The sequence below is a fragment of the Candidatus Pseudomonas phytovorans genome (assembly GCA_029202525.1).
GTDB classification, from domain to species: Bacteria; Pseudomonadota; Gammaproteobacteria; order Pseudomonadales; family Pseudomonadaceae; genus Aquipseudomonas; species Aquipseudomonas phytovorans.
Genome location: CP119325.1, coordinates 5,636,053 through 5,662,495, shown reverse-complemented (window position 1 = coordinate 5,662,495; position 26,443 = coordinate 5,636,053). Strand labels below are relative to the sequence as shown.

22 protein-coding genes are annotated in these 26,443 nt (G+C 62.2%); 9 read left to right on the top strand and 13 right to left on the bottom strand.

Annotated elements, in window-relative coordinates:
• Positions 1 to 12 precede the first annotated feature (12 nt).
• Complete coding sequence (locus P0Y58_25005) at positions 13 to 504, top strand: RidA family protein (protein WEK30110.1); 492 nt, start codon at positions 13 to 15, stop codon at positions 502 to 504.
• 62 nt (positions 505 to 566) lie between these two features.
• On the opposite strand, the gene gltS is transcribed toward P0Y58_25005, so the two are convergent.
• The 7 genes from gltS to arcD (P0Y58_24970) form a co-directional block, all read right to left on the bottom strand.
• Positions 567 to 1,772, bottom strand: coding sequence for a sodium/glutamate symporter (gltS, locus tag P0Y58_25000; GenBank protein ID WEK30109.1), 1,206 nt, complete (start codon positions 1,770 to 1,772; stop codon positions 567 to 569).
• Positions 1,773 to 1,938: 166 nt separating this feature from the next.
• Positions 1,939 to 3,447 (bottom strand): sigma-54-dependent transcriptional regulator, encoded by a 1,509-nt coding sequence (locus P0Y58_24995; GenBank protein WEK30108.1) that lies wholly within the window; start codon positions 3,445 to 3,447, stop codon positions 1,939 to 1,941.
• Positions 3,448 to 3,620: 173 nt separating this feature from the next.
• Entirely contained in the window at positions 3,621 to 3,989 is a 369-nt protein-coding gene (locus P0Y58_24990) for a DUF5064 family protein (GenBank protein ID WEK30107.1), read from the bottom strand.
• Between the two features lie 56 nt (positions 3,990 to 4,045).
• A complete protein-coding gene (gene arcC, locus P0Y58_24985; GenBank protein WEK30106.1) occupies positions 4,046 to 4,975 on the bottom strand; it encodes a carbamate kinase in 930 nt (309 codons plus the stop codon).
• A gap of 180 nt (positions 4,976 to 5,155) precedes the next feature.
• The gene (locus P0Y58_24980) at positions 5,156 to 6,166 is read right to left on the bottom strand and encodes an ornithine carbamoyltransferase (GenBank protein ID WEK30105.1); all 1,011 of its coding nucleotides are present in this window, start codon (positions 6,164 to 6,166) and stop codon (positions 5,156 to 5,158) included.
• Positions 6,167 to 6,235: 69 nt separating this feature from the next.
• Entirely contained in the window at positions 6,236 to 7,498 is a 1,263-nt protein-coding gene (gene arcA, locus P0Y58_24975) for an arginine deiminase (protein WEK30104.1), read from the bottom strand.
• 33 nt (positions 7,499 to 7,531) lie between these two features.
• Positions 7,532 to 8,959: an arginine-ornithine antiporter gene (gene arcD / locus P0Y58_24970; GenBank protein WEK30103.1), complete on the bottom strand. Its 1,428-nt coding sequence runs from the start codon at positions 8,957 to 8,959 to the stop codon at positions 7,532 to 7,534.
• A 434-nt stretch (positions 8,960 to 9,393) separates the two neighbouring features.
• Between arcD (P0Y58_24970) and arcD (P0Y58_24965) the strand changes: the two genes are divergently transcribed.
• Positions 9,394 to 10,821 carry an arginine-ornithine antiporter gene (gene arcD / locus P0Y58_24965; GenBank protein WEK30102.1) on the top strand — a complete coding sequence of 476 codons (1,428 nt, stop codon included), beginning with the start codon at positions 9,394 to 9,396 and terminating at the stop codon, positions 10,819 to 10,821.
• Here arcD (P0Y58_24965) and P0Y58_24960 read toward each other — a convergent pair.
• The 6 genes from P0Y58_24960 to gap all read right to left on the bottom strand — a co-directional run bounded on the left by P0Y58_24960 (position 10,801) and on the right by gap (position 17,770).
• Positions 10,801 to 11,214 carry a YbaN family protein gene (locus P0Y58_24960; protein ID WEK30101.1) on the bottom strand — a complete coding sequence of 138 codons (414 nt, stop codon included), beginning with the start codon at positions 11,212 to 11,214 and terminating at the stop codon, positions 10,801 to 10,803. The genes arcD (P0Y58_24965) and P0Y58_24960 overlap by 21 nt on opposite strands.
• A 54-nt stretch (positions 11,215 to 11,268) precedes the next feature.
• Positions 11,269 to 11,862, bottom strand: a complete 594-nt coding sequence (locus P0Y58_24955; protein ID WEK30100.1) for a biliverdin-producing heme oxygenase — start codon at positions 11,860 to 11,862, stop codon at positions 11,269 to 11,271.
• Between the two features lie 391 nt (positions 11,863 to 12,253).
• A complete protein-coding gene (locus P0Y58_24950) occupies positions 12,254 to 14,839 on the bottom strand; it encodes a TonB-dependent receptor (GenBank protein WEK30099.1) in 2,586 nt (861 codons plus the stop codon).
• A gap of 125 nt (positions 14,840 to 14,964) precedes the next feature.
• Complete coding sequence (locus P0Y58_24945) at positions 14,965 to 15,927, bottom strand: FecR domain-containing protein (GenBank protein WEK30098.1); 963 nt, start codon at positions 15,925 to 15,927, stop codon at positions 14,965 to 14,967.
• 87 nt (positions 15,928 to 16,014) lie between these two features.
• Positions 16,015 to 16,527: a sigma-70 family RNA polymerase sigma factor gene (locus P0Y58_24940; protein WEK30097.1), complete on the bottom strand. Its 513-nt coding sequence runs from the start codon at positions 16,525 to 16,527 to the stop codon at positions 16,015 to 16,017.
• Positions 16,528 to 16,768: 241 nt separating this feature from the next.
• On the bottom strand, positions 16,769 to 17,770 hold the full coding sequence (gene gap / locus P0Y58_24935; protein WEK30096.1) for a type I glyceraldehyde-3-phosphate dehydrogenase: 1,002 nt from the start codon (positions 17,768 to 17,770) through the stop codon (positions 16,769 to 16,771).
• Between the two features lie 264 nt (positions 17,771 to 18,034).
• Here gap and edd point away from each other — a divergent pair, with 264 nt between their 5' ends.
• The 7 genes from edd to P0Y58_24900 all read left to right on the top strand — a co-directional run bounded on the left by edd (position 18,035) and on the right by P0Y58_24900 (position 26,441).
• Positions 18,035 to 19,861, top strand: a complete 1,827-nt coding sequence (gene edd, locus P0Y58_24930; protein WEK30095.1) for a phosphogluconate dehydratase — start codon at positions 18,035 to 18,037, stop codon at positions 19,859 to 19,861.
• Positions 19,858 to 20,820 (top strand): glucokinase, encoded by a 963-nt coding sequence (locus P0Y58_24925; protein WEK30094.1) that lies wholly within the window; start codon positions 19,858 to 19,860, stop codon positions 20,818 to 20,820. Before edd ends, P0Y58_24925 begins: the two co-directional genes overlap by 4 nt.
• A gap of 86 nt (positions 20,821 to 20,906) precedes the next feature.
• Positions 20,907 to 21,632, top strand: a complete 726-nt coding sequence (gene gltR, locus P0Y58_24920; protein WEK30093.1) for a two-component system response regulator GltR — start codon at positions 20,907 to 20,909, stop codon at positions 21,630 to 21,632.
• Entirely contained in the window at positions 21,613 to 23,067 is a 1,455-nt protein-coding gene (locus P0Y58_24915) for an ATP-binding protein (protein WEK30092.1), read from the top strand. The genes gltR and P0Y58_24915 overlap by 20 nt, the downstream gene beginning before the upstream one ends.
• A 145-nt stretch (positions 23,068 to 23,212) precedes the next feature.
• Positions 23,213 to 24,499 carry an ABC transporter substrate-binding protein gene (locus P0Y58_24910; protein WEK30091.1) on the top strand — a complete coding sequence of 429 codons (1,287 nt, stop codon included), beginning with the start codon at positions 23,213 to 23,215 and terminating at the stop codon, positions 24,497 to 24,499.
• 195 nt (positions 24,500 to 24,694) lie between these two features.
• On the top strand, positions 24,695 to 25,603 hold the full coding sequence (locus P0Y58_24905) for a sugar ABC transporter permease (GenBank protein WEK30090.1): 909 nt from the start codon (positions 24,695 to 24,697) through the stop codon (positions 25,601 to 25,603).
• Positions 25,596 to 26,441, top strand: coding sequence for a carbohydrate ABC transporter permease (locus tag P0Y58_24900; GenBank protein WEK30089.1), 846 nt, complete (start codon positions 25,596 to 25,598; stop codon positions 26,439 to 26,441). Before P0Y58_24905 ends, P0Y58_24900 begins: the two co-directional genes overlap by 8 nt.
• Positions 26,442 to 26,443 lie beyond the last annotated feature (2 nt).

The window sequence follows — 26,443 nt, the reverse complement described above, 5'->3', positions numbered from 1 at the left end:
CAGGAGAATATTATGAAAGTGGCTATCAAGACCCTGGCTGCATTGGCATTGGCCGGCGCCGGCAGCGTTCATGCACAAGATATCGTGCGCCACGGTGCTGGCAGTTTCCCGATCTCGTCGGCGGTAGAAGTGCCTGCAGGCAAGACGGTCGTTTACCTGAGCGGTTCCGTTCCGTCGGTTATCCATCCCGACGCCCCCAAGGAGTCACTGGCAGCCTATGGGGATACCAAAGCACAAACCATCAATGTGCTTGAAAACATTCAGCAGCAACTGAAAGAACTGGGTCTTGGCCTCACAGATGTGGTGAAGATGCAAGTCTTCCTGGTAGGCGGCCCAGAGAACGGCGGCAAGATGGATTTCGACGGCTTCATGGCCGGCTATACCCAGTTCTTCGGCCCTGCCGCCAAGCAGCCGGTTCTGCCTGCGCGCTCGGCGTTCCAGATTGCAGGCTTGGCACACCCGGCCTGGCGCGTTGAGATCGAAGTGACTGCGGTTCGTCCCTGAGAGAAAGTGCGCGCGTCCTGGGCCAGGCAGGCCCGGGACGTGCAGCATCTTGCCTGGCTGGCTTAACCCACTATAAACATGGGCAATGCCAGGTACAGTTTGATCACGATGACATTGATGATGTCGATGAAGAACGCCCCCACCATCGGCACCACCAGGAAGGCGATGTGCGAGGCGCCATAGCGCTGCGTCACCGCTTGCATGTTGGCTATCGCCGTCGGCGTCGCACCCAGGCCGAAGCCACAGTGCCCGGCAGCCAGCACTGCCGCATCATAGTTGCGGCCCATGACCCGGAACGTGACGAAAATCGCAAACAGTGCCATCACCAGCGTTTGCGCGGCCAACAACACAAAGAACGGTAAGGCCAGGGCTGCCAGGTCCCACAGCTTGAGCGACATCAAGGCAATCGCCAGGAACAGCGACAAACTGACATTGCCCAGTACCGAAACTTCCCGCTCGAAGACATGATAAAAACCGAATGCCGAGAGGCCGTTGCGCAGCAATACGCCGACGAACAACACACAGACGAATGTGGGCAGTTCAAATGCAGTGCCTTTAAGCACCGTGTTAAGCAACGAGCCTGCGAGCAGGCTGACGGCAATCAGCGCCAGGGTTTCGACGAAAGAAAACGATGTAATCAGGCGTTCTTTGTCTGGTTGCTCGAAACCCTTGGGCAGCTGTGGGCCTTGCTCTTCATGCTCAGGGGTTTGCACACGCTTGATCAGCAGCTTGGCGACCGGGCCGCCAATCAGGCCACCCAGCACCAGGCCGAAGGTGGCAGAGGCCATCGCCAACTCGGACGCCGAGGCAAGGCCAAATTTCTCGGTGAAGGTTGCCCCCCACGCAGCGCCCGTGCCGTGGCCGCCCGACAGGGAAATCGAGCCGGTCAGCAGGCCCATCAGCGGGTCGAGCCCTAATACCGTGGCCAGGCCGATACCCATGGCGTTCTGCACCAGTAGCATACCGGTCACCACCAGCAGGAACACAGCCACCACGCGCCCGCCTTTTTTCAGGCTGGCAAAGTCTGCGCTCAAACCGATGGTGGCGAAGAAGGCCAGCATCAAAGGGGTTTGCAGCGAAGTATCAAACTGCACATGCACATCGAAACTGCGCAACGCCAGCAGTGCCAAGGCTACCACCAGGCCGCCGGCAACCGGTTCCGGGATGTTGTAAGCGCGCAAGAAACCAATGCGTGCGACCAGGCCGCGCCCGAGCAACAGCACTAAAGAGGCGGCGACAAGTGTCCCGTAAAAATCGAGTTCAAACATCAGGTGCTCTCGTTATATCCAGTAGCGAACCACCCTCCGCTCTACGGCGGATAAGTGGGGTGACAGGTGGGATTACACTGTCGCCATTCTACGAGGCATATGTGGGAGAGTACCGTCCACTGGTGTAGGAAAAGCCTGAATAACAGCCGGGTTATTACAGCAACTATCAGGCTTTACCCGGTATTCCGTATTTGCGCAGCCGTTGGGCAATAGCGGTATGTGAAGTTTGCAAGCGGCCGGCCAGTTGCCGTGTCGAGGGGTAGCTGGCATACAGTCGCTGCAACAATTCGCGCTCGAAATCACCTACGGCCTGTTCCAGGCTGGCCACGTCACCATCTTGCCCGCGTGCCACCGAGGTGCCGGCGATGTCCAGGTCACCAATGTCCACAAGGTTGCCCTCGCAGATGGCCGCTGCGCGGAAAATCACGTTCTGAAGCTGGCGCACATTGCCTGGCCAAGGGTTGGCCAGGAGTGCCGAGTGGGTGGCGGGGGTCAGCCGGCAGGGTGGGCGCTGGATCTGCGTGCAGGCCTGCTGCATGAAGAAGTGCGCGAGCATCAGGATGTCCTGGCCACGGTCACGCACCGGCGGCACCTGCAGGTTGAGCACGTTGAGGCGGTAGAACAGGTCTTCACGGAAGGTACCTTCGGCGACCATGCGCTCCAGGTCGCGGTGGGTGGCGCTGATGATGCGTACATCCACCTTCACTTCGCGGTCGCCACCCACCCGGCGGAAGCTGCCATCGCTGAGAAAACGCAGCAACTTGGCCTGCAGGTACGGCGACATCTCGCCAATTTCATCGAGGAACACCGTGCCTTGGTTGGCCAGCTCCATCAGCCCGGGCTTACCGCCACGTTGCGCGCCGGTGAAGGCGCCGGGGGCGTAACCGAACAGTTCGCTTTCAGCCAGGCTTTCGGGCAGTGCGGCGCAGTTCAAGGCCAGGAACGGTGCCGCGTGGCGGCTACTGATGGCATGGCAGGCGCGTGCCACCAGTTCTTTGCCGGTGCCGGTTTCGCCATGCACCAGCAGCGGTGCATCAAGCGCCGCCACGCGCAATGCACGCGCTTTGAGGGTGCGGATGGCAGGTGAGTCGCCGAGCAAGGCATCGAAGCCTTCGGCGTGGTCGTGGTGCAGTGCCGACAGGCGCTCGCCCATGCGCGAGGGTGGGTAGAGTGTCAGCAGGCCACCGGCGTTGGTGATCGGCATGGCGTCCAGCAGCAGGCTCTGGCCGTTCAACTGCATTTCGCGCATGGGCAGGTGGAAGTTGTTGTCCAGCAGGGCTTGCAGCAGCGCAGGGTCGCCAAATAGCTCGCCCACCGAGCGCCCGGCGGATTCGCGGCCGCACAAGGCGATCAGTGCCGGGTTGGCCAGCAGCACCTGGCCTGCGCTGTCCACGGCCAGTACCGGGTCACTCATCGCCGCCAGCAGGGCATCGAGCTGCAGGTGGCGGCGCTGCCCGGGGAGGATGTCGACCACGTCCACCGATTGCACGCCGTGTACCTCGAACAGCGCGTCATGCAGTTCTTCGAGTACGGCGGGGCTGAGGGTGGGGGCGTCGATGTAGACGTTTGGCGGGACCATCTCCACGGCGTCCAGGTTGAGGTTGCGGGCACCGAGCAGGGCGAGGACTTCCTGGGTGATGCCGACGCGGTCGATAAAGCTGACGTGGATGCGCATGGGGGACGATGAAGTGGTGGCCGGGGAGGGCGGTAGTATGCCTCAACATCGCCGGGGCCGCTTTGCGCCCCATCGCGACGCAAGGCCGCCCCCACAGGTTCAGGGCAGATGCAGAATCTGTGGGAGCGGCCTTGTGCCGCGAATGGGCTGCAAAGCAGCCCCCTGAATCTGAATCACTCCAGATGCTCAGGCTTGATCGGGTCACCCGATTTCACATCAAGCTTTTCGCGAATGTCCGCAAACATGTAGTCATAGAGCTTGTGCGGGGAACTCAGGGTCTCGAATTTCTTCGGCGGCGCCAGATACGACTGCGCCTTGCGGGTCAGCAGCATGAGAAAGCTTGGCAACACCTGGTCCTTGGGGAGGAAGAACTTCTCTTCCACCAGCTTGCCTTCGATGCTGCCATGCATGTGGAACTGAATGCCTCTGCCTTCCTTGGGATCCGACACTGCTTCATATTCGATGTTCAGGTCGTAGCTGTGGTCTGCCGGGTTCAGCGCAGTGCGCTCGATGTGTACATGACCGGGGTGGTACTGGGCCATGGCTAGCTCCTTTGGAAGGTCGAAAATGGCGGGCACCGTAGGCCCGCCGACTGCATTCAACGGTAGCTGATCCCCGGCTTCGCGGTGGAAACCCGTGTGCCGGCGGTGCCTTTCACAATGTCTTCAATGTTCTCCAGCGAGCTGATCACCGCCACTTTGCCAGTGTTGCGGGCAAAGTCACTGGCGGCCTGCACCTTCGGCCCCATGGAGCCAGCGGCGAAGCCCAGCCGTTCGAGTTCGTCGGGGTGGGCCTGGGCAATGGCTTTTTGCGTCGGCTTGCCCCAGTCAATGTAGGCCGCATCGACGTCGGTGGCGATTATCAAAAGGTCGGCTTCCAACTGCTCTGCCAGCAAAGCCGAGCACAGGTCCTTGTCGATCACCGCTTCGATGCCTTTGAGCTTGCGGTTTTCATCGTACATGGTGGGGATGCCGCCACCGCCTGCGCAAATCACGATGCTTTTCTTTTCCAGCAGCCACTTGATCGGGCGGATTTCAAAGATGCGCTTGGGTTTCGGGCTGGCCACCACGCGGCGGTATTTGTCGCCGTCCGGCTTGACCACCCAGCCCTTTTCCTTGGCCAGGCGCTCGGCCTCTTCCTTGGCGTAGACCGGGCCGATGAACTTGGTCGGGTCCTTGAAGGCGGGGTCGTTGGCGTCTACTTCCACCTGGGTCAGCAGGGTAGCGAACGGCACCTCGAAGGCCAACAGGTTTCCCAGTTCCTGTTCGATCATGTAGCCGATCATGCCCTCGGTTTCGGCACCCAGCACGTCCAGCGGATAGGCCTCGTCGGGCTTGTAGGACAGGGCCTGAAGTGACAGCAGGCCAACTTGCGGGCCGTTGCCGTGGGCGATGACCAGTTCGTTGCCCGGGTGGATCTTGGCGATTTGCTCGGTAGCGGTACGGATATTGGCACGCTGGTTGTCAGCGGTCATGGGCTCGCCGCGACGCAGCAGGGCGTTGCCGCCCAATGCAACAACGATACGCATGGGGAATGTCCTTTAACAAAAGAGGAGAGTGCTGCTCTTGGGCGGGTATCACCACCCCTTGTGGGAGCGGGTTTACCCGCGAAGGCGTCAGCCCAGGTAAAGATGCTGGTGCTGCCGACGTATTCGCGGGTGAACCCGCTCCCACAGGGATCCGGGTTGCCCGGCCTGGCGAGTCAGCCCTTACAGATCAGCCAGGGTCGAAACCAGGATCGCCTTGATCGTGTGCATGCGGTTTTCCGCCTGCTCAAAGGCGATGCAGGCCGGCGACTCGAACACGTCGTCAGTCACTTCGATGCCGTTGGCAAGGTCCGGGTACTGCTCGGCGATCTGCTTGCCGACTTTGGTGTCGGAGTTGTGGAACGCCGGCAGGCAGTGCATGAACTTGGTCCGTGGGTTGCCGGTGGCTTTCATCAACTCCGCATTCACCTGGTAAGGCTTGAGCTGCTTGATGCGTTCGCCCCAGGCTTCGATCGGCTCGCCCATCGATACCCACACGTCGGTATGGACGAAGTCCACACCCTTGACCGCCGCTTTCGGGTCTTCGGTGAGGGTGATGCGTGCGCCGCTTTCCTCTGCGTATTTCTTGCAGCGCTCGACCAGGTCGTCGTGCGGCCACAGTGCCTTGGGCGCGGCGATGCGCACGTCCATGCCGAGCTTGGCGCCAATCAGCAGCAGCGAGTTGCCCATGTTGTTACGGGCGTCGCCCAGGTAGGCGTAGCTGATGTCGTGCAGCGGCTTGTCGCTGTTCTCGCGCATGGTCAGCACGTCAGCGATCATCTGGGTGGGGTGGTACTCATCGGTCAGGCCGTTGAACACCGGTACGCCGGCGAACTTGGCCAGCTCTTCGACGATTTCCTGCTTGAAGCCACGATACTCGATGGCGTCGTACATGCGCCCGAGCACGCGGGCGGTGTCTTTCATGCTCTCTTTGTGGCCGATCTGCGAAGAGTTGGGGTCGATGTAGGTAACGTTCGCGCCCTGGTCGTAGGCAGCCACTTCAAAAGCGCAGCGGGTACGGGTGGAAGTTTTTTCGAAGATCAGGGCAATGTTGTTGCCCTTCAGGTGCTGCTGCTCGGTACCGGTGTACTTGGCGCGCTTGAGGTCGCGGGACAGGTCCAGCAGGTAGCGCAGCTCGCGGGTGGTGTGGTGTTCCAGGCTGAGCAGATTGCGGTTGTGAATGTTGAACGCCATGATTGCTTCTCCTTGAGTTCGGTAGTGTCCCGGCCGGCGCTTTGTGGGCGCGGCCGGGTGCAATGGTCGTTAGTAGTCGATCGGGTCGCGCACAATCGGGCAGGTCATGCAGTGGCCGCCGCCCCGGCCCCGGCCCAGCTCGCCGGCGCTGATGGTGATGACTTCGATGCCGGCCTTGCGCAGCAGGGTGTTGGTGTAGGTGTTGCGGTCGTAGCCGATGACCACGCCCGGCTCGATGGCCACCACGTTGTTGCCGTCATCCCATTGTTCGCGCTCTGCGGCAAAGCTGTTGCCGCCGGTCTCGACCACGCGCAGCTTGTCTTTCTTGCCCAGCAACTGCTCGGATACCACCTCGAGGAACGAGGCATCCTGCGGCGCGATGTTCATGCCATAGGGCTTGCTGGAGTCCGGGGTGATGATGAATGGCTTGATCTCTTTCACCACCTCCGGGAATACCGTTACCAGGTCGCGGTCGCAGAAGCTGAACACGGTGTCCAGGTGCATCGCGGCGCGGGACTTCGGCAGGCCAGCGACGATGACTTTCTCGGCCGCGCCTTTGTCGAACAGGTTTTGAGCCAGTTGGCCGATGGCATGGCGGGAAGTGCGCTCACCCATGCCGATCAGCACGATGCCCTTGCCGACTGGCATCACGTCACCGCCTTCGAGGGTGGCGTTGCCGTGATCCTTGTCCGGGTCGCCATACCAGACCTGGAAGTCGGCACCGGTGAATTCCTTGTGGAACTTGTAAATGGCGGTGGTCAGCAGGGTTTCCTGGCGTCGCGCCGGCCAGTACATCGGGTTGAGCGTCACGCCACCGTAGATCCAGCAAGTGGTGTCGCGGGTGAACTGGGTGTTAGGCAGTGGCGGCAGAATGAAGCTGGAGTGGCCCAGGTACTTGTTGTACATCTTGATCACTTCGGCGCCTTCGCTTACTGGAAGGTCCTGGCCTGCCACGCCGCCAATCAGGAACTCCGCCAGATGGCGTGGTTCCAACCCTTCGAGCCAGCTACGCACCTCGTTGGTCAGGCCGACACCCACGGTGTCAGAGGTAATCTTGCGGTCAAGGATCCACTTGAGGGCTTCGGGTTGCTGCACGATGTCGGTCAGCAGGTTGTGCATTTCCAGCACATCCACGCCACGCTCGCGCATTTTGGTGACGAAGTCGAAATGGTCACGCTTGGCCTGGTCGACCCAGATAACATCGTCGAACAGCAGCTCGTCACAGTTGCTCGGCGTCAGGCGCTTGTGCGCCAGGCCCGGCGAGCAAACCATCACTTTGCGCAGTTTGCCGGCTTCGGAGTGGACACCGTACTTCTGTTTTTCAGCGGACATGGTTTCATTCCTCCAATTGAACGAAGACGTGGGTCAAAGGGTCAGGAAGCCGTCGTACAAGCCATAAGCTGCCACCAGGGCGCCGATGACCACGGCTGCGAAGATCAGTTTTTCCACGTTGGTGAAAACGGGTTGGCCTGTTTCACGCTTGGCCTTGGCGAACAGAATCACCCCAGGTGCGTAGAGCAGGGCCGAGAGCAGCAGGTATTTCACGCCGCCGGCATACAGCAGCCAGACGGCGTACAACAAGGCGATGCCACCGATGATCAGGTCTTTCTTGCGTTCGGCAAGGGCCTGTTCGTAGGTTTCGCCGCGCAGTGCCAGCAGGAAGGCGTAGCCCGCCGACCACAGGTAGGGCACCAGGATCATCGAGGTGGCGAGGTAGATCAGCGACAGGTAGGTACTGCTGGAGAACAGTGTGATCACCAGGAAGATCTGCACCATGGCATTGGTGAGCCACAGGGCGTTGGCCGGTACCTGATTGGGGTTTTCGCGGCGCAGGAACTCCGGCATGGTGTGGTCTTTGGCGGCCGCAAACATGATCTCGGCGCACAGCAGTACCCACGACAGCAGGGCACCCAGCAGCGAGATGATCAGGCCGACGCTGATCAGCACCGCGCCCCAATGGCCGACAACATGTTCCAGTACGGCAGCCATCGACGGGTTCTGCAGCTTGGCCAGTTCCGGTTGGGTCATGATGCCCAGCGACAGCACGTTGACCAGCACCAGGAACAGCAGCACGGTGACAAAGCCGATGACCGTGGCCTTGCCCACGTCAGAGCGTTTTTCCGCCCGGGACGAGAAGATGCTGGCGCCCTCGATACCGATGAACACCCACACGGTGACCAGCATCATGTTGCGCACCTGGTTCATCACGCTGCCCAGCTCCGGCGTACCCAAGGCCCAGATGTCGGCGGTGAAGATGTCGAGCCTGAAGGCGAACAGGCAGATCAGGGTGAACAGCACCAGCGGCACCACTTTGGCCACGGTGGTGACCAGGTTGATGAACGCCGCTTCCTTGATGCCGCGCAGCACCAGAAAGTGCACCGCCCACAACAGGATCGACGCGCCAATGATGGCGGCCGGCGTGTTGCCTTCACCGAAAATCGGGAAGAAGTAGCCCAAGGTGCTGAACAACAGCACGAAGTAACCGACGTTACCCAGCCAGGCACTGATCCAGTAGCCCCAGGCCGAAGAGAAGCCCATGTAGTCGCCGAAACCCGTCTTGGCGTACACATACACCCCGCCATCCAGGTCAGGCTTGCGGTTGGCCAGGGTCTGGAACACAAACGCCAGGGTCAGCATGCCGACCGCGGTGATACCCCAGCCGATCAGCACGGCGCCAACCCCTGCGCTGGCGGCCATGTTTTGCGGCAGCGAGAAGATCCCGCCGCCAATCATCGAACCGACGACAAGTGCAACTAGCGCGCCGAGTTTTAGTTTTCCGGATGCATCAGACATTTAACAACTCCTGCCAGGAGAAAGTTGACGTCAGCATAAATCTGACGCCTCTGCCGTAAGCTGACTTGTGTCAGTTTAAGGCGACGTGAAGGTAGGAAATTTCCTTCACGGTGCTCCTGGAGAGTGCCGACAGCTCAAGCTGCAGGCCTTGCGCGCTGGCACCTCCATGTCTTTCTAGAGCAAACGCTCTGTTCAGCCTGCGATGCTAGAAGCTAGCCGTTTTTGCCGCTTTCGCAAATTTTTCACAATAATTTCGAGTTTTAACGGGAACTTTTCCAGCGGCTGCACAGCTGCTAGCGTTATAAGGAATGGTGCATAGACAAAGCAGTTATGAGTGCTATAGCTTTAATGGCTTGTTCCATTATAAGTAGCAACGTTTATATGGCCCGCAGGGCTGTTTCAAAGTCATGACAGCGCGAAAAAATGGGGGATGCATGAGCGAACCGGGACAGAAGCTGCGCCTGGGCGCGCTGATCGCGCTGGTGGTCGGCTCGATGATTGGTGGCGGGATTTTTTCATTGCCGCAGAACATGGCGGCGCGCGCCGATGTAGGGGCGGTGCTGATCGGATGGTGCATCACCGCCGTCGGCATGTTGGCCTTGGCGTTTGTGTTCCAGACCCTGGCCAACCGCAAGCCGGAACTGGACTCGGGGGTGTACGCCTACGCCAAGGCAGGCTTTGGCGACTACATGGGCTTCTCTTCGGCCTGGGGCTACTGGATCAGTGCCTGGCTGGGCAATGTCGGTTACTTCGTGCTGCTGTTCAGCACCCTGGGTTTCTACTTTCCAGTGTTCGGCGAAGGCAACACGCCGATCGCCATCGGCTGTGCCTCGCTGCTGCTGTGGTCGGTGCATTTTCTGGTGCTGCGCGGCATCAAGGAGGCCGCGTTCATCAACCAGGTGACCACCGTGGCCAAGGTGGTACCGTTGCTGATGTTCGTGGTGATTGCGGCGTTTGCCTTTCGGGCCGATATCTTCACCCGTGACATCTGGGGCTTGAGCAACCCAAAATTCGGCAGCGTGCTGGAGCAGGTGCGCAACATGATGCTGGTGACCGTATTCGTGTTCATCGGCATCGAGGGCGCCAGCGTCTACTCGGGGCGCGCCGAGCGCCGTTCGGATGTGGGCAAGGCCACGGTCATCGGTTTTCTCGGTGTATTGGCGCTGCTGGTGCTGGTCAACGTGCTGTCGCTGGGGGTGATGACCCAGCCGGAACTGGCCGGGTTGCAGAACCCGTCGCTGGCCTCGGTGCTGGAGCATATCGTCGGCCCTTGGGGGGCCTTGTTGATCAGCCTTGGCCTGGCGGTCTCGCTGCTGGGGGCCTTGCTGTCGTGGGCGCTGCTGTGTGCCGAGATCCTGTTCGCCACGGCGCGAGACAAGACCATGCCGCGCTTTCTGGCCAAGGAAAACGCCAATCATGTGCCAGCCAATGCCTTGTGGCTGACCAACTGCATGATCCAGGGCTTTTTGCTGATTACGCTATTCTCGGCCGGTACCTACACCAGCCTGATCTACCTGGCCTCGTCGATGATCCTGGTGCCCTACCTGTGGTCGGCGGCGTATGCCGTGCTGCTGGCGGTACGTGCAGAAACCTATGCCGGGCAGCCGGGGTTGCGGCGCAAGGACGTGCTGGTGGCGCTGGTGGCGCTGCTGTATGCCGTGTGGCTGTTGTATGCCGGCGGGCTCAAGTACCTGCTGCTGTCAGCGCTGCTGTATGCCCCCGGAGTGATCCTGTTTGCCAGGGCCAAGCATGAGCAGGGCCAGGTGTTGTTCACCACTTGGGAAAAGCTGATTTTCGCTGCGGTGCTGGCGGGCGCGGGGCTGGCAGCCTACGGCCTGTACTCAGGGTTGTTGAGCTTGTGACGGGGCAGGGCAGGCATGCTCCGGGCGTGACCAGATCCACAGGTTGCCCAGGGTCATGCCGGCGATGGCCAGGAACACCGGCCAGTGGTGTTCCAGAAACGTCAGCATCAGGCCCGCGCACAGCAACATGCTGATGGTCGCGCTTACCTTGGCCCGGCGCTGGATCACCTTGCCATTGCGCCAGTTGTAAAGGATTGGCCCGAACAACCGGTGGTTTTCCAGCCAGGCAGACAGGCGCGGCGAGCTGCGGGTTGCAGCCCAGGCGGCCAGCAGGATGAATTCGGTGGTCGGCAAGCCGGGAATGACGATCGCGACCAAGCCCACCCCCAGGCTTACGTAAGCCAGGATTCCATACAACAGGCGGGCAATCTTCGAGCGGGCAGGTCGGGTCATGGTCTCACTGCAAAAAGCGTTTCGGCCACCGGTAGGGTGACCGGGTACGGCGTATCAGACCAGCGCGGCATCCGCAGCATAGGCATGTTTGAGCAGTTCGGTGAAACGCTCGAAGGCGGCAACTGCACCACGCTCGGCAGCGGCTTCCTCTTCAGCCGACAGCTCAAGGCCATCGAGGATGCGAGTGAACTGCTTCCAGCCCTCGGCACGGCCACCGGCCGGCTCGCCAAGGTGGCGGGCACCGAAGCTGTCGGACAGTTCCAGGGCCACGGCACGCTTGATCAGAAACGCAGCGCCCAGTTTGGAGCCTTCAGAGACGAAGATCCAGCCCATTGCCTCGCCCAGGCTTGGTTTGCCCACGGCACCTGGCACGGCAGCGGGTACTTCGGTGTCGAGGTCAGCGAGGTCCAGGCGTGCCTGATCGGCACGGCAGCGCTCGGCCAGGTCGGGGACGATGGCAATCAGCTGCGGGTCGTTGTACAGCGCTTGCAGTTCGGACTGGAACAGGTACTGGGCTACGACGAAGCGGGCGAAGCTTTCGCGGCTGTCGAACGGCTTGTGCGATTTGACCAGTGCATCCAGCTCGGCGTGCGGGGCGTGGGTGATCTGGTTCAGGCGCTGGGAGCGCAGGGCTGGGCGGTCGGTCATGGGGGCAGTCCTTGGAAAGAGGGGCGTCTAGATACAAGACGAAACAGCGGGGGCGGGACAGTAAAAAAACTGGGTTTTTCTTGAGAGTTGTAGCGCTTGCGAGATCGAGCGCCGCCCGCGCGGCGCTTCGCGGGGCAAGCCCGCTCCCACATTTGTTGCAACGTGGCCATGCCTGTGGGAGAGGCGTTGTCAGCCTTGGCGCATGTCTTGAGACGGGTGGGGTGGCAGCAGCGCCCGCCGAGAAATCAAGTCAAGCCAACAAGGCTGGCAACCATGGTCTGACAGGTGTGGCACGTTGCAACAAATGTGGGAGCGGGCTTGCCCCGCGAAGCGCCGCGCGGGCGGCGCTCGATCTCACAGGCACTACAACCCTCAAGTCCTACTACATGGATCAGATATCCCACACCACATTGATACCGAAGTTGCGCCCCGGCATGCTCAGGCGGTCGATGTTGGCGGGCTGAGTCACACCGGCTTCACCCTGGCCGTCGTAGCTGCGTACCGAATCCCACTGCCAGTACTTCTTGTCGGTGAGGTTGTACAGCCCGGCGTTGATGGTGACGTCGTCGGTGACTTTGTAGAAACCGGTCAGGTCCAGCACGCCATAACCCGGGGTGCGGAACTTGGAAGTCGAGCCATCGGGCGAGTAGAAGTTGCTGTCGTCGACACGGGTCTTGCGCTTGACCAAGGTCCAGCTCACCAGCCCACCGTAGTTCTGCTGCTCGTAACCCAGGCCGAACACGCCCTTCAGCGGGTTGACGCTGTTCAGCGGCTGGCCGGTGTCATCGTTGCGACCGTAGGTGTAGGCAATCGAACCCTGGGTGTACAGACCTTGCGGAGCACCAAAGTGGTCCAGGTTCAGGCGGCCTTTGACCTCGGCACCCTTGATGGTGGCGTGCTTGATGTTGTTGGCCTGGAAGGTCTGCTCCAGGTTGGCGCTTTGCACGGCGTCTTCGTCGATGAAGTCGCGGTACTTGTTGTAGTACACCGCCACGTCGAAATTGCCGGCGTCGAAGTTGCCACGCAGGCCGGTTTCGTAGCTTTTGCTTTTTTCAGGTTCCAGGCCCGGGTTGCCTTCTACACGGTAGCCTTGGTCAATGTTGACGAATTTCCCGTACATGGCCTTGGCCGTCGGGGTGCGGAAGCCTTCGGCGTACTGGCCGTACCAGGTGTAATTGTCGTTGAAGGCGTAGGTCAGGCCGAACTTGGGCGAGACGCGGTGCCACTTCTTGGCCGAATCGTCCTGGGACGAGGGCGCCGTGCCGGTGGACTCCAGGCCACGCAGGAAGGCGTCGGTGAACTTGGGTTCCATACGCGTGTAGTCGTAGCGCGCGCCTGGCATGAAGGTCCAGTTGTTCCAGCGGATCTCGTCCTGTGCGAACAGGCTGTAAGTGTTAACCGTCGGGTCCGGGAAGTCGCTGACCAACGCCTGCGAGTCGGTTGTGCTGACCTGGCCGATGGCCCGGCAAGCGCCGCCGACGGCCAGGCAGGTACCTGTGCCGCTGCGCGAGCCGGTCACTTTTTCATGCTTCAGGGTAGCGCCGTAGGTCAGCAGGTGATCGGTCTGGCCAATGCTGAATGCCTTGTCCAACTGTGCGTCGAACATCCATTGGCGGTCTTTGTAGGTCGTGTCGCGGGTACGCAGCACCGTGCGGCTGAAGGGGAAGTAGACTTCTTCGGTGTGCTGGTCAGTCTTGGCGATCTGGTAGTTGAGGCTCCACTTGATGTGGTCGGCGACCAGCGAATCCAGGCCAAATTCATGATTGATGCCGAAGCGCTCGCGGGACACGGTGTCTTCGCCGGTGCGGCTGCGGTACATGCCCAGGCCGGTACCGTTGGTGAACGGGCCGCCCACCGCGCTGAGGATGTTCTGGTCGCGGTCATCCTTGTAGCGCTCGTAGGTAAGACCCAGGCGCGCGTCGTCGGCGTAGTTCCAGCCGAGTTTGGCCAGCACGTTGGTGGTGCGCACATCCATCGGGTTGGCTTCGGTGCGCGACAGGCCGTCGCCGCTGTGGTTGCCGTGGGTCTCGGTCTCGTGGCCGTTGCGCTGGCTCAGGTGCAGCAGGCCGTCGAAATCGCCCTGGCGGCCGGCCACAGTAGCGGAGGTCAGCCAGCTTTCGTCAGCCGAGCTGTAGCCGGTCTTCAGCCGCGCACCCACATCTTTGCCGGGCTTGATGATGTCGTCCGGGTCAAGGGTGAAGTAGCTCACTGCGCCGCCAATGGCGTTGCTGCCGTACAGCACCGAGGCCGGGCCGCGGAGGATTTCCACGCGCTTGACGATTTCAGGGTCGACGTAGTTGCGTTGGGTCTGGGCGTAGGGGCCGTAGAAGAAGCTGTCCGGGATCGACACGCCGTCGACCTGGGTGAGGATTCGCTCGCCGTCGATACCCCGGATGTTGTAGCCGTTCAGGCCGCTGCGCTGGCCGGTACCGGCCACCGAAACACCCGGCTCGTAGCGCACCAGGTCCTGGATGTTGTTGACGTTTTGCCGGTCCAGTTGCTCGCGGGTCTGCACGCTGACGGTGCTCGGCACCTGGCTGACGTCCTGGGCGCTACGGGTCGCACTGACGGTCACCTGTTGCAGGGCGATCACGTTGCCGCCGGTCTGGCGCTCCAGGACCACGTTGCCGTTGCTGATCTTGCGGAAACTCAGCCCGGTACCCTGCAGCAGGCGCTTGAGGGCGGCATCTGGCGGCAGCGAGCCTTGTACACCCGGCGAAGCCACGCCGTCGGCCAGCTCGGCGCTGAAGCCGACCTGCCAGCCGGTGACCTGGCTGAAGGCATTGATCGCCGATACCAGCGGCTGCTGGCCGATGCTGAAGCGGTAGTCACCCATGCGTGGGCTGCTGGCCTGGGCCGGCTCGGCGGCCAGCGCCGGCAGGCTGCAGGCGCCGCTGGCAAGCAGGGCCAGCGTCAGCAGAGACAGTTGCCCTGTACGGCGTGGAAAGGTGGACGAGCGGGTAGGACCTGTGGACATCGAAAGCGCTCCCTGATGCGCGGGCTGTTATAGGTGATGACTGTTCTCGTTTTCAAACAAGAATCAGTTGCATTGGCTATAACGAGACGGGCGGGGCAGGGCGATCGCGTAAAAATAATTTCGGGTCAGTTCAGAATCACCAGCGCAGGGTACTCATGCAGCTGTGCCGAGGTGATGTGAGCCAGCGCGCGCAGGGTTTCCAGCGGCTGGTCGAGGCGGTAGTTGCCAGTGACTGCAACGTCTTCGAGCTGCGCATTGCGGTTGATGATCCAGCCTGGGTAGTAACGCCGCACCTCCGCCAGCACCTGGCTCAACGGGCAGTTTTCGAACACCAGGCGGCCGTCGACCCATGCCAGGTCTTTTTGCATGTCGGCGCGTTGGCGCTGGCCGAAGCCCTGCGGGCCGACGCTGATGCTGTCGCCGGCACTCAGGCGGATGCGCTGGTCGCGTGCCCCTTGCAGGTCGACATCGCCGCGTTGCACCCGCACCTGGGCCTCCCCGTCGAGGTAGCGCACGGCAAAGTCGGTATCGCGCACCTGTGCGCGCAACGGCCCGGCCTCTACCTCAAGCGGCAGCAGCGCGCCCTCGGGTATCTGGAAGTAGGCCTCACCCTGCAGCAGGCGGGCGACCTGGCGGCCGTCCCGGCGGTCGCTGGCAAATGCCGAGTTGGTGTTGAGCAGCACTTTTGCGCCGTCTTCCAGCTGCAGGCGCTGGCGCTCACCCACCACGGTCAGGTGGTCGGCCTGCAGGCGTGTGGGCAGGTTGCCGACGGTGAACAGCCCGACCAGCAGCACGGCGGCGGTGGCCATGGGCTTCCAGTGGCTGCGCAGGCGCCCGCGCCATGAGCGGCGTTGCTGCTGGTGCATCTGCGTGGCTGCATGTTGCAACGGCGTACCGTTCCACAGTGCTTCTGCCTCGACATAAGCCTCAGCGTTTTCCGGCGCGGCGCTCAGCCAGGCTTCGAAGGCCTGGGTGTCTTCGGTATCGGCACATTGCAGGCGAACCAGCCAGTCCAGCGCCTCGTCCATGGCACGAGCACGGGCGCAGGGCCCGGCAGGTGACGGGCGAGGGGCAGGGCTGTCGGTCACGGTGAATCCTTGAATGGTTTTTGCGAATGATCAAGGCTAAGGCGTGGTGTGGCAAGGGCTTTGCGTTAACGCTTGCCTGCGCCCGGCTCACTTGAGGCGTTCGGCAACACCTATGCAGATCGCCATGATCAGCTTCAGTTCCTTCTGCACCGTGCTGGGCGAAACACTCAGTTGTTCGGCGATTTCCAGGTAGGTGGCGCCATGCAGGCGGCTGAGGATGAAGATTCGCTGCTGGCGTTCGCTCAACTGGTTGAGGCTGACGCTCAGGTGCTTGAGCAACTGCTCGGCATGGGCGGCATCCTCGCTGCTGGTGGCGGGCGCGGCCACGCTGTGCAGCACTTCGTCGGGCACGTCGTCCACCAGCATGCGTGCCTGCACCCGGCGTGCCCGCAGGTGGTCCAGTGCCAGGTTGCGCGCGGTCTGGAACACGAAGGGCTCGATGTGCTCGATGGGCCGCTCGCCCAGGGCGCGGGACACCCGCAGGTAGGTTTCCTGCAGCAGGTCTTCGGCCGTGCTGTGGTTGCCGACCATGCGCTGCAAGGTCCGCAGCAGGGTGAGGCGCTGGACGAGGAAGACGGAGTTGAACCGGGACTGACTCACAGGGGGACCTGGCCGACGAAAGGTTAATGATAATGCTTATCATCCATGCCGAAGGTCAAGTGTGAAAATGTTAAGAAAAGGTAAAGATTGTACGTTGCAGGCGGTCAGCGTGCTTTTGTGGGAGCGGCCTTGCGTCGCGAAAGGGCTGCAAAGCAGCCCCAGAAATTTCTGTGCAAAAGCTGAAATCCGGGGCCGCTTTGCGGCCCTTTCGCGACGCAAGGCCGCTCCCACAAAGAGTGCGTCAGCTTGCCCGGCACAGCGCCAGACAGTTATCCAGCATCCGGTTACTGAACCCCCACTCGTTGTCATACCACGCCAGCACCTTGAGCATGCGCCCGTTGGCCCGGGTGTGGTTGGCATCGAAAATGGACGACAGCGGGTTGTGGTTGAAATCGCAGGAAACCAACGGTAAGGCGTTGTAGCCCAATACCCTGGAATGCTTGCTGGCTTCAAGGAACAACTGGTTGACCTGCTCGGCCGTGGCCTCGCGCTTGAGGTTGACGGTGAGGTCCACCAGCGACACGTTGATCACCGGCACCCTTACTGCCATGCCGGTCAGCTTGCCAGCCAGCTCCGGCAGCACCAGGCCAACGGCTTCGGCTGCGCCGGTCTTGCTCGGGATCATCGACTGGGTGGCCGAGCGCGCGCGGTACGGGTCGCTGTGGTACATGTCGGTCAGTACCTGGTCGTTGGTGTAGGCATGAATGGTGGTCATCAGGCCCTGCTCGATGCCGAACTCACGGTGCAGCACCTGGGCGATCGGCGCCAGGCAGTTGGTGGTACAGGAGGCGTTGGAAATGACCTGGTGCGAGGCCCGCAGAAGGTCATGGTTGACCCCGTACACCACAGTGGCATCGGCGCCCTTGGACGGCGCCGAGACAATCACCTTGCCCGCCCCGGCGGCCAGGTGCGCGGCAGCCTTGGCGCGGTCGGTGAACAGCCCTGTGCACTCGAACACCACGTCGATCGCCTCGGCTTTCCAGGGCAGTTCGGCCGGGTTGCGGATGGCACTGACTGCGATGCGGTCACCATTGACCGTCAGGCTTTCGTGGTCGGCCTCGACCGTGGCATCGAAGGTGCCGTGTACGCTGTCGTACTTCAGCAAGTGGGCATTCATGGCGCTGTCGCCCAGGTCGTTGATGGCGACGACCTGCAGGTCCTGGCGGTAGCCTTGGGTATACAGTGCGCGCAGGACGTTGCGCCCGATGCGGCCGAATCCATTGATGGCGATGCGTAGGGTCATGGCAGTACCTCTGGCAGTCCGAGTGAAACCTGTGGCAAAAAGGAGCTTCACTGAAACGGTTTTGTTGTTGGAATTACAAGATTATTCACTGGCCGATAGAAAACAAGCCTTTTTAGTGGCAGTATTTTGTTTAAACATACAACGAGTGGTTGGGCGACGTGCCTCCACCGATGCAGCAGGCTCCTTGCCTTGAGCCTAGGCCGCAATCGTTTGGAGGGGAAATGCCCGGTAAACCGCCCTTACAATTAGCCTGGAGTCCAGTACATGCATCCGCGCATCCTTGAGGTCACCCAGCGGCTGATCGAACGCAGCCGTGCCACCCGCGAACGCTACCTGCAGCTGATTCGCGGCGCGGCCAGTGAAGGCCCCATGCGTGCCAGCCTGCAGTGCGCCAACTTCGCTCATGGCGTGGCGGGTTGTGGCAGCGAGGACAAGCAGACGCTGCGCCTGATGAACGCAGCCAATGTGGCCATCGTCTCGGCTTATAACGACATGTTGTCTGCTCACCAGCCGTATCTGCACTTCCCTGAGCAGATCAAGCAGGCCCTGCGCGAGGTCGGTTCGGTCGGCCAGTTCGCCGGCGGCGTGCCGGCCATGTGCGACGGTGTAACCCAGGGCGAGCCGGGCATGGAACTGGCCATCGCCAGCCGCGAAGTGATTGCCATGTCCACCGCGGTAGCGCTGTCCCACAACATGTTCGATGCCGCGCTGATGCTGGGTATCTGTGACAAGATCGTCCCCGGCCTGATGATGGGCGCACTGCGTTTCGGCCATCTGCCGACTGTGTTCGTCCCGGGTGGGCCGATGGTGTCCGGTATCTCCAACAAGCAAAAGGCCGACGTGCGCCAGCGCTATGCCGAAGGCAAGGCCAGCCGCGAGGAACTGCTGGAGTCGGAGATGAACTCCTATCACAGCCCGGGTACCTGCACCTTCTACGGCACGGCCAATACCAACCAGCTGGTGATGGAAGTGATGGGCCTGCACCTGCCGGGCGCCTCGTTCGTCAACCCGTATACCCCGCTGCGCGACGCGCTCACCGCCGAGGCCGCGCAGCAGGTCACGCGCATGACCAAGGCCAGCGGCAGCTTCATGCCGCTGGGTGAAATTGTCGACGAGAAGGCACTGGTCAACTCCATCGTGGCTTTGCACGCCACCGGTGGCTCGACCAACCACACCTTGCACATTCCGGCGATTGCCCAGGCGGCAGGTATCCAGCTGACCTGGCAGGACATGGCCGACCTCTCCGAGGTGGTGCCGACCCTGTCGCACGTGTACCCCAACGGCAAGGCCGACATCAACCACTTCCAGGCCGCTGGCGGCATGGCCTTCCTTATCCGCGAGCTGCTCGATGCCGGGCTGCTGCACGAAGACGTCAACACCGTGGCCGGCCACGGCCTGCGCCGCTACACCCAGGAACCGTTCCTCGATAACGGCAAGCTGGTGTGGCGCGAAGGGCCGCAGCAGAGCCTGGACGAGAGCATTCTGCGGCCGGTGGCGCGGCCGTTTTCGGCTGAAGGCGGCCTGCGGGTGATGGAAGGCAACCTCGGCCGTGGTGTGATGAAAGTTTCTGCCGTCGCCCCCGAGCATCAGGTGGTCGAGGCCCCGGCGCGGGTGTTCCAGGACCAGCAGTCGCTGGCCGAGGCATTCAAGGCTGGCGAGCTGGAGTGCGACTTTGTCGCCGTGGTGCGCTTCCAGGGCCCGCGCTGCAACGGCATGCCAGAACTGCACAAGCTCACGCCGTTCCTCGGCGTGCTGCAAGACCGTGGTTACAAAGTGGCGCTGGTGACCGACGGGCGCATGTCGGGTGCCTCGGGCAAGATCCCGGCGGCTATCCACGTTTGCCCCGAAGCGTATGACGGCGGCCCGCTGGCGCGCGTGCGCGATGGTGATATCGTGCGGGTCGATGGCGCCGAAGGCACGCTGCGGGTGATGGTGTCGGCCGAAGAACTGGCCAGCCGCGACCTGCCGCCTGCCCCCCAAGGCAACGACCTGGGTTGTGGGCGCGAGCTGTTTGGCTTCATGCGCATGGCGTTCAGCCCGGCAGAGCAGGGCGCCAGTGCCTTTACCTCTGGCCTGGAGCACCTCAAATGAAAGACCTGCTGGTTGGCGACATCGGCGGCACCAATGCCCGTTTTGCGTTGTGGCGTGACAATCAGCTGCACGAGGTAAAAGTCTTCGCCACCGCAGACTACACCAGCCCGGAGCAGGCCATTGAGGCCTACCTGCAGGACCAGGGCATCGCCCGTGGCGGTCTGGCGGCGGTGTGCCTGGCGGTGGCCGGGCCGGTCGACGGTGATGAATTCCGCTTCACCAACAATCACTGGCGGCTGAGCCGTGCAGCGTTCTGCGAGACCTTGCAGGTCGAGCGACTAATTCTGATCAACGATTTTACCGCCATGGCGCTGGGCATGACCCGCCTGCGCGAAGGGGAGTTCCGCGAGGTGTGCCCCGGTCAGGCCGACCCTTCGCGGCCGGCGTTGGTGATCGGGCCAGGCACTGGCTTGGGCGTGGGTTCGCTGCTGCGCCTGGGTGAGCAGCACTGGCAGGCCTTGCCGGGGGAGGGTGGGCATGTCGACCTGCCGGTGGGCAATGCCCGCGAAGCGGCGATCCATCAGCAGATTCACGGCCAGATCGGCCATGTCAGCGCGGAGACCGTACTCAGTGGCGGCGGCCTGGTGCGCCTGTACCAGGCGATCTGCGCGCTGGACGGCGACACACCCAGGCACAAGACCCCGGCGCAGATCACCGATGCCGCGCTGGGCGGTGAGCCACGGGCGCTGGCGGTGGTCGAGCAGTTCTGTCGGTTCCTTGGGCGCGTGGCCGGTAACAATGTGCTGACCTTGGGCGCGCGGGGTGGGGTCTATATTGTCGGCGGGGTGATCCCGCGCTTTGCCGAGCTGTTCCTGCGCAGCGGGTTTGCCGCAAGCTTTGCCGACAAGGGTTGCATGAGCGGCTATTTTGCTGGCGTGCCAGTGTGGCTGGTGACGGCGGAGTTTTCCGGGTTGCTGGGTGCTGGTGTGGCCTTGCAGCAGGCGCTGGATCACAAGTAAGTGAAATGGGGGGCGCGCAGCGGCCCCCGAAGGTAACACCGGACAACAGGCAAAAAGACCTGTAACTGACAAGAGGAAGGACCACCTTGAGCACTGCCGGCAAATCGATCCTGATGGTCGACGACGACCAGGAAATCCGCGAACTGCTGCAAACCTACCTGAGCCGCTCCGGCTTTCAGGTGCATGCCGAAGCCGACGGCGCAGGCTTTCGCCGCGCCCTGGAAACCAGCCCCTGCGACCTGGTCATCCTCGACGTCATGCTGCCCGACGAAGACGGCTTCAGCCTGTGCCGCTGGGTACGCCAACACCCGCGCCAGGCACGGGTGCCGATCATCATGCTCACCGCCAGCTCCGACGAAGCCGACCGGGTCATCGGCCTGGAGCTGGGCGCCGACGATTACCTGGGCAAACCCTTCAGCCCGCGTGAGCTGCAAGCGCGGATCAAGGCCCTGCTGCGTCGCGCCGAGTTTGGCCAGGCGGCGCCGGGCAATGCGGTGCTGGCGTTCGACGACTGGCGCCTGGACACGGTCAGCCACCGGCTGTTCCACCGTGATGGCGAAGAGGTGGTGCTGTCGGGTGCCGACTTCGCCCTGCTCAAGCTGTTCCTCGACCACCCGCAGCAGATTCTTGACCGTGACACCATCGGCAACGCCACCCGCGGCCGCGAGCCGATGCCTCTGGACCGCATCGTCGACATGGGTGTCAGCCGCCTGCGTCAGCGCCTGCGCGACACCGACAAACCACCCCGGCTGATCCGCACCGTGCGCGGCAGTGGCTACCTGCTGGCTGCGCATGTCTGCAGTGCGCCCTGAGCGTCTTTGGCGCCTGCTGCCGCGTTCGCTGCTTGGGCGCATGTTGCTGCTGACCCTGTTGGTGGTACTGCTGGCGCAAGGCCTGTCGAGCATCATCTGGGTCGCCCAGTTGCGTGCCAGCCAGCTGCAGGGCCTGCGCGCCAGCGCCAGTAGCCTGGCCCATTCGATGAGTGCCAGCGTCAGTTACTTCCGCTCGTTGCCGGTGGCCTATCGGCCCATGGTGCTCGACCAGTTGCGCAGCATGGGCGGCACGCGCTTTTTCGTGTCGCTCAACGCCACGCCGCTGGACATGCAGGTACTGCCCGTCACACCGCGCAAGCAGGCAGTGATCGATGTGTTCCAGCAGGTGCTGCATGAGCGGCTGGGGTCGCAGATGGAAATTTCCGTAGAGTTTGTCAGCCCTGACGACCTGCGCATTTTCAACAGCGGCCTGAAACTCGACGAGCTGCCACGCTCCTGGGCGCATTACTCCCTGACCCTGGAGCCGCTCAACCCGCCGGTACTGGTAACGCAAATCCGCCTGGGCGAGGGCGAGTGGTTGTACATCGCCTCGCTGCTGCCCGAGCCTTACACCAGCCTTGAGGTCGAACGCCTGCCCCGGCAGCAGATCGGTTTCATCGTGCTCACCACCGCCTTGCTGCTGTTGTTCATCGGTTTACTGGTGCACTGGCAGAGCTGGCCGCTCAAGCGCCTGGCGCGGGCTGCGCGTGAGATGTCGCTGGGCGCCGATGTGGCGCCGGTGACTGAAGGGGGTGGTAGCGAAGTAGTCGAAGTCAGCCGGGCGTTCAACAGCATGCGTGAGCGCATCAGCCGCTACCTGACGGAACGCAGCCAGCTGTTCAGCGCCATCTCCCACGACCTGCGCACGCCGATCACCCGCCTGCGCCTGCGTGTCGAATTGCTGGAAGACGAACGCCTGCAGGCCAAGTTCAGCCAGGACCTGGACGAGCTGGAGTTGCTGGTCAAAGGCGCCTTGCAGTGCGTGAAGGACACCGATATCCACGAAAACATAGAGCCGGTCGACCTCAACCAGGTGCTGGAGATTCTGGCGGAGCCTTATCTGCGTGATGGCCGTATCAGCGTCGAAGGCCGGGCGCTGGCCCCTTACCCAGGCAAGCCGCTGGCGCTGCGGCGCTGTATCGGCAACCTGATCGACAACGCCATCAAATACGGCGAGCGTGCGCGGTTGCGCATCATCGACGGTGACAATGGCTTTGTGTTGCAGGTGGACGATCAGGGGCCGGGCGTACCGCAGCAGCAGCTGGAGCAGGTGTTCGAGCCGCACTTCCGCCTGGCCGGGCAGCAGCAGGGGTATGGGCTGGGGTTGGGGATTGCGCGCAACATCGCCCATAGCCATGGGGGTGAGGTGAGTTTATTGAACCTGCGTGAAGGCGGGTTGCGGGTGACCTTGTACCTGCCACGAGGCACGGACTGAATGCTTGTGCTGCCTGCACCGGCAATGTAACCAAACGATGACATTCACGCATCGCTTCGTTACCTGGCGGGGCGGGCACGCTGTTTAGACTCCATACAACGCAAGCGACCGACTTGCACGGCATAACAACAAGAAAGGTGCTTCGATGAATTCCACGCTCCGTCTCGCTGCCGCGATCTCTATTGCCTCATTACTCCCGCTGAGCGCTTTGGCTGCCGACTCCAAAGGCAGTGTCGAAGTGGTGCACTGGTGGACCTCCGGTGGTGAAAAGGCCGCGGTCGATGTGCTCAAGGCCCAGGTCGAAAAAGACGGCTTCACCTGGAAGGACGGCGCTGTCGCTGGCGGCGGCGGTGCAACGGCCATGACCGTGCTCAAGAGCCGCGCCGTAGCAGGTAACCCACCGGGAGTTGCGCAGATCAAGGGCCCGGATATTCAGGACTGGGCGGCCACCGGCCTGCTTGATAGCGATGTGCTCAAGGGCGTGGCCAAGGACGAAAAATGGGACGCGCTGCTTGCCAGGCAGGTTGCCGACACGGTGAAGTACGACGGTAATTATGTGGCCGTGCCGGTAAACATCCACCGCACCAACTGGCTGTGGATCAACCCCGAAGTGTTCAAAAAGGCGGGCATCGACAAGGCGCCTGCCACCCTCGACGAATTCTATGCCGCTGCCGACAAGCTCAAGGCCGCCGGCTTCATTCCGTTGGCCCATGGCGGTCAGCCGTGGCAGGACAGCACCGTGTTCGAAAGCGTAGTGCTGTCGGTGATGGGGGCTGAGGGCTACAAGAAGGCCATGGTCGACCTCGACAACGCGGCACTGACCGGCCCGGACATGGTCAAGGCATTGACCGAGCTGAAAAGGGTCGCCACCTACATGGACCCTGATGGCAAAGGCCAGGACTGGAACCTGGAAGCGGCCAAGGTCATCAATGGCAAAGCCGGCATGCAGATCATGGGCGACTGGGCCAAGAGCGAGTGGACCCTGGCGAAGAAAACCGCCGGCACGGACTACCAATGCGTGCCATTCCCCGGCACCGACAAGGCGTTCCTGTACAACATCGACTCGTTGGTGGTGTTCAAGCAGAACAACGCCGGGACATCTGCCGGTCAGCAGGACATTGCCCGCAAGGTGCTCGGCCAGGATTTCCAGAAGGTCTTCAGCACCAACAAGGGGTCCATCCCCGTGCGTAATGACATGCTCGCCGACATGGGCGCGTATGGCTTCGACGCTTGCGCCCAGAGGTCGGCCAATGACTTCCTGGCCGACGCGAAAAATGGCGGCCTGCAGCCCAGCATGGCGCACAACATGGCTACCACGCTGGCCGTGCAGGGTGCGTTCTTCGATGTGGTGACCAACTATATCAACGACCCCAAGGCCGACCCGGCTGATGCGGCGAAGAAGCTGGCGGCGGCGATCAAGGCTGCCCAGTAAGCAATTCTCAGGCTTGCGCGGCCTGACTGTGGGAGCGGCCTTGCGTCGCGATGGACTGCATAGCAGTCCCAAAACCAGGCAGCGCAGTCCTTTCAGAACAGCTTCGTTCACCAGGCCCCCGGGGCTGCTGCGCAGCCCTTTCGCGACACAAGGCCGCTCCCACAAAAGCGTGCGGCGGCGTCTTTGAGGTAAACCATGACCACAACCACCGCCCAACTGCGGGCCTCACCCCTGGACGCGCTTCAGCGCTGGCTGCCCAAACTGGTGCTGGCGCCGAGCATGTTCATCGTCCTGGTGGGCTTCTACGGCTATATCCTCTGGACCTTCGTGCTGTCCTTCACCACCTCGACCTTCTTGCCCACCTACAAGTGGGCCGGCCTTGCACAATACGCCCGGCTGTTCGACAACGACCGCTGGTGGGTGGCCAGCAAGAACCTGCTTCTGTTTGGCGGCCTGTTCATCGCCATCAGCCTGGCCATCGGCGTACTGCTGGCGGTGCTGCTGGACCAGCGCATCCGCCGCGAAGGCTTCATCCGCACTATTTACCTGTACCCCATGGCGCTGTCGATGATCGTTACCGGCACCGCCTGGAAGTGGCTGCTCAACCCCGGCATGGGCCTGGACAAATTGTTGCGCGACTGGGGCTGGGAGGGCTTTCGCCTGGATTGGCTGATCGACCCCGACCGTGTGGTGTATTGCCTGGTGATCGCTGCCGTGTGGCAGGCCTCGGGCTTCATCATGGCGATGTTCCTCGCCGGCCTGCGTGGTGTCGATCCGTCGATCATTCGCGCGGCGCAGATGGATGGCGCCAGCTTGCCGCGCATCTACTGGACGGTGGTGCTGCCCAGCCTGCGCCCGGTGTTCTTCAGTGCACTGATGATCCTTTCGCACATCGCCATCAAGAGCTTTGACCTGGTCGCGGCGATGACCGCCGGTGGCCCGGGCTACTCCTCCGACCTGCCAGCGATGTTCATGTATTCGTTCACCTTCAGCCGCGGGCAGATGGGCATGGGCTCTGCCAGCGCCATCCTCATGCTCGGGGCGATCCTGGCGATCCTCGTGCCTTACCTGTACTCGGAGCTGCGGAGCAAACGCCATGCATAGCCCTGTCGACAAACCGGCACTCAGCCCGAGCCGCATTGCCATCCACGCGGTGTTGCTGATCGCTGTGCTGCTGTACCTGGTGCCCTTGGTGGTGATGTTGCTCACCAGCTTCAAGACCCCCGAAGACATCAGCACCGGCAACCTGCTGAGCTGGCCAGCGGTGATTACCGGCATTGGCTGGGTCAAGGCCTGGGCCACGGTCAACGGTTACTTCTGGAACTCGATCATGATCACAGTCCCAGCGGTGCTGATCTCCACCACCGTTGGCGCGCTGAACGGCTATGTGCTGTCGATGTGGCGTTTCCGTGGCTCGCAGCTGTTCTTCGGCCTGCTGCTTTTCGGCTGCTTCCTGCCGTTCCAGACGGTGCTGCTGCCGGCCTCGTTCACTCTCGGCAAGCTGGGCCTGGCGAGCACCACAGGCGGCCTAGTGCTGGTGCATGTGGTGTATGGGCTGGCTTTTACCACGCTGTTTTTCCGCAATTTCTACGTGAGCATCCCCGATGCGCTGGTCAAGGCCGCGCGCCTGGACGGTGCCGGGTTCTTCACCATCTTCCGGCGCATCATTCTGCCGATGTCTACGCCGACCATCATGGTCTGCCTGATCTGGCAGTTCACTCAGATCTGGAACGATTTCCTGTTTGGCGTGGTGTTCTCCAGTGGTGATTCGCAACCGATCACCGTGGCCCTGAACAACCTGGTCAATACCAGCACCGGGGCCAAGGAATACAACGTCGACATGGCGGCAGCGATGATCGCCGGCCTGCCAACCCTGCTGGTCTATGTGGTGGCAGGCAAATATTTCGTCCGCGGGCTGACGGCTGGCGCGGTCAAGGGGTAAGT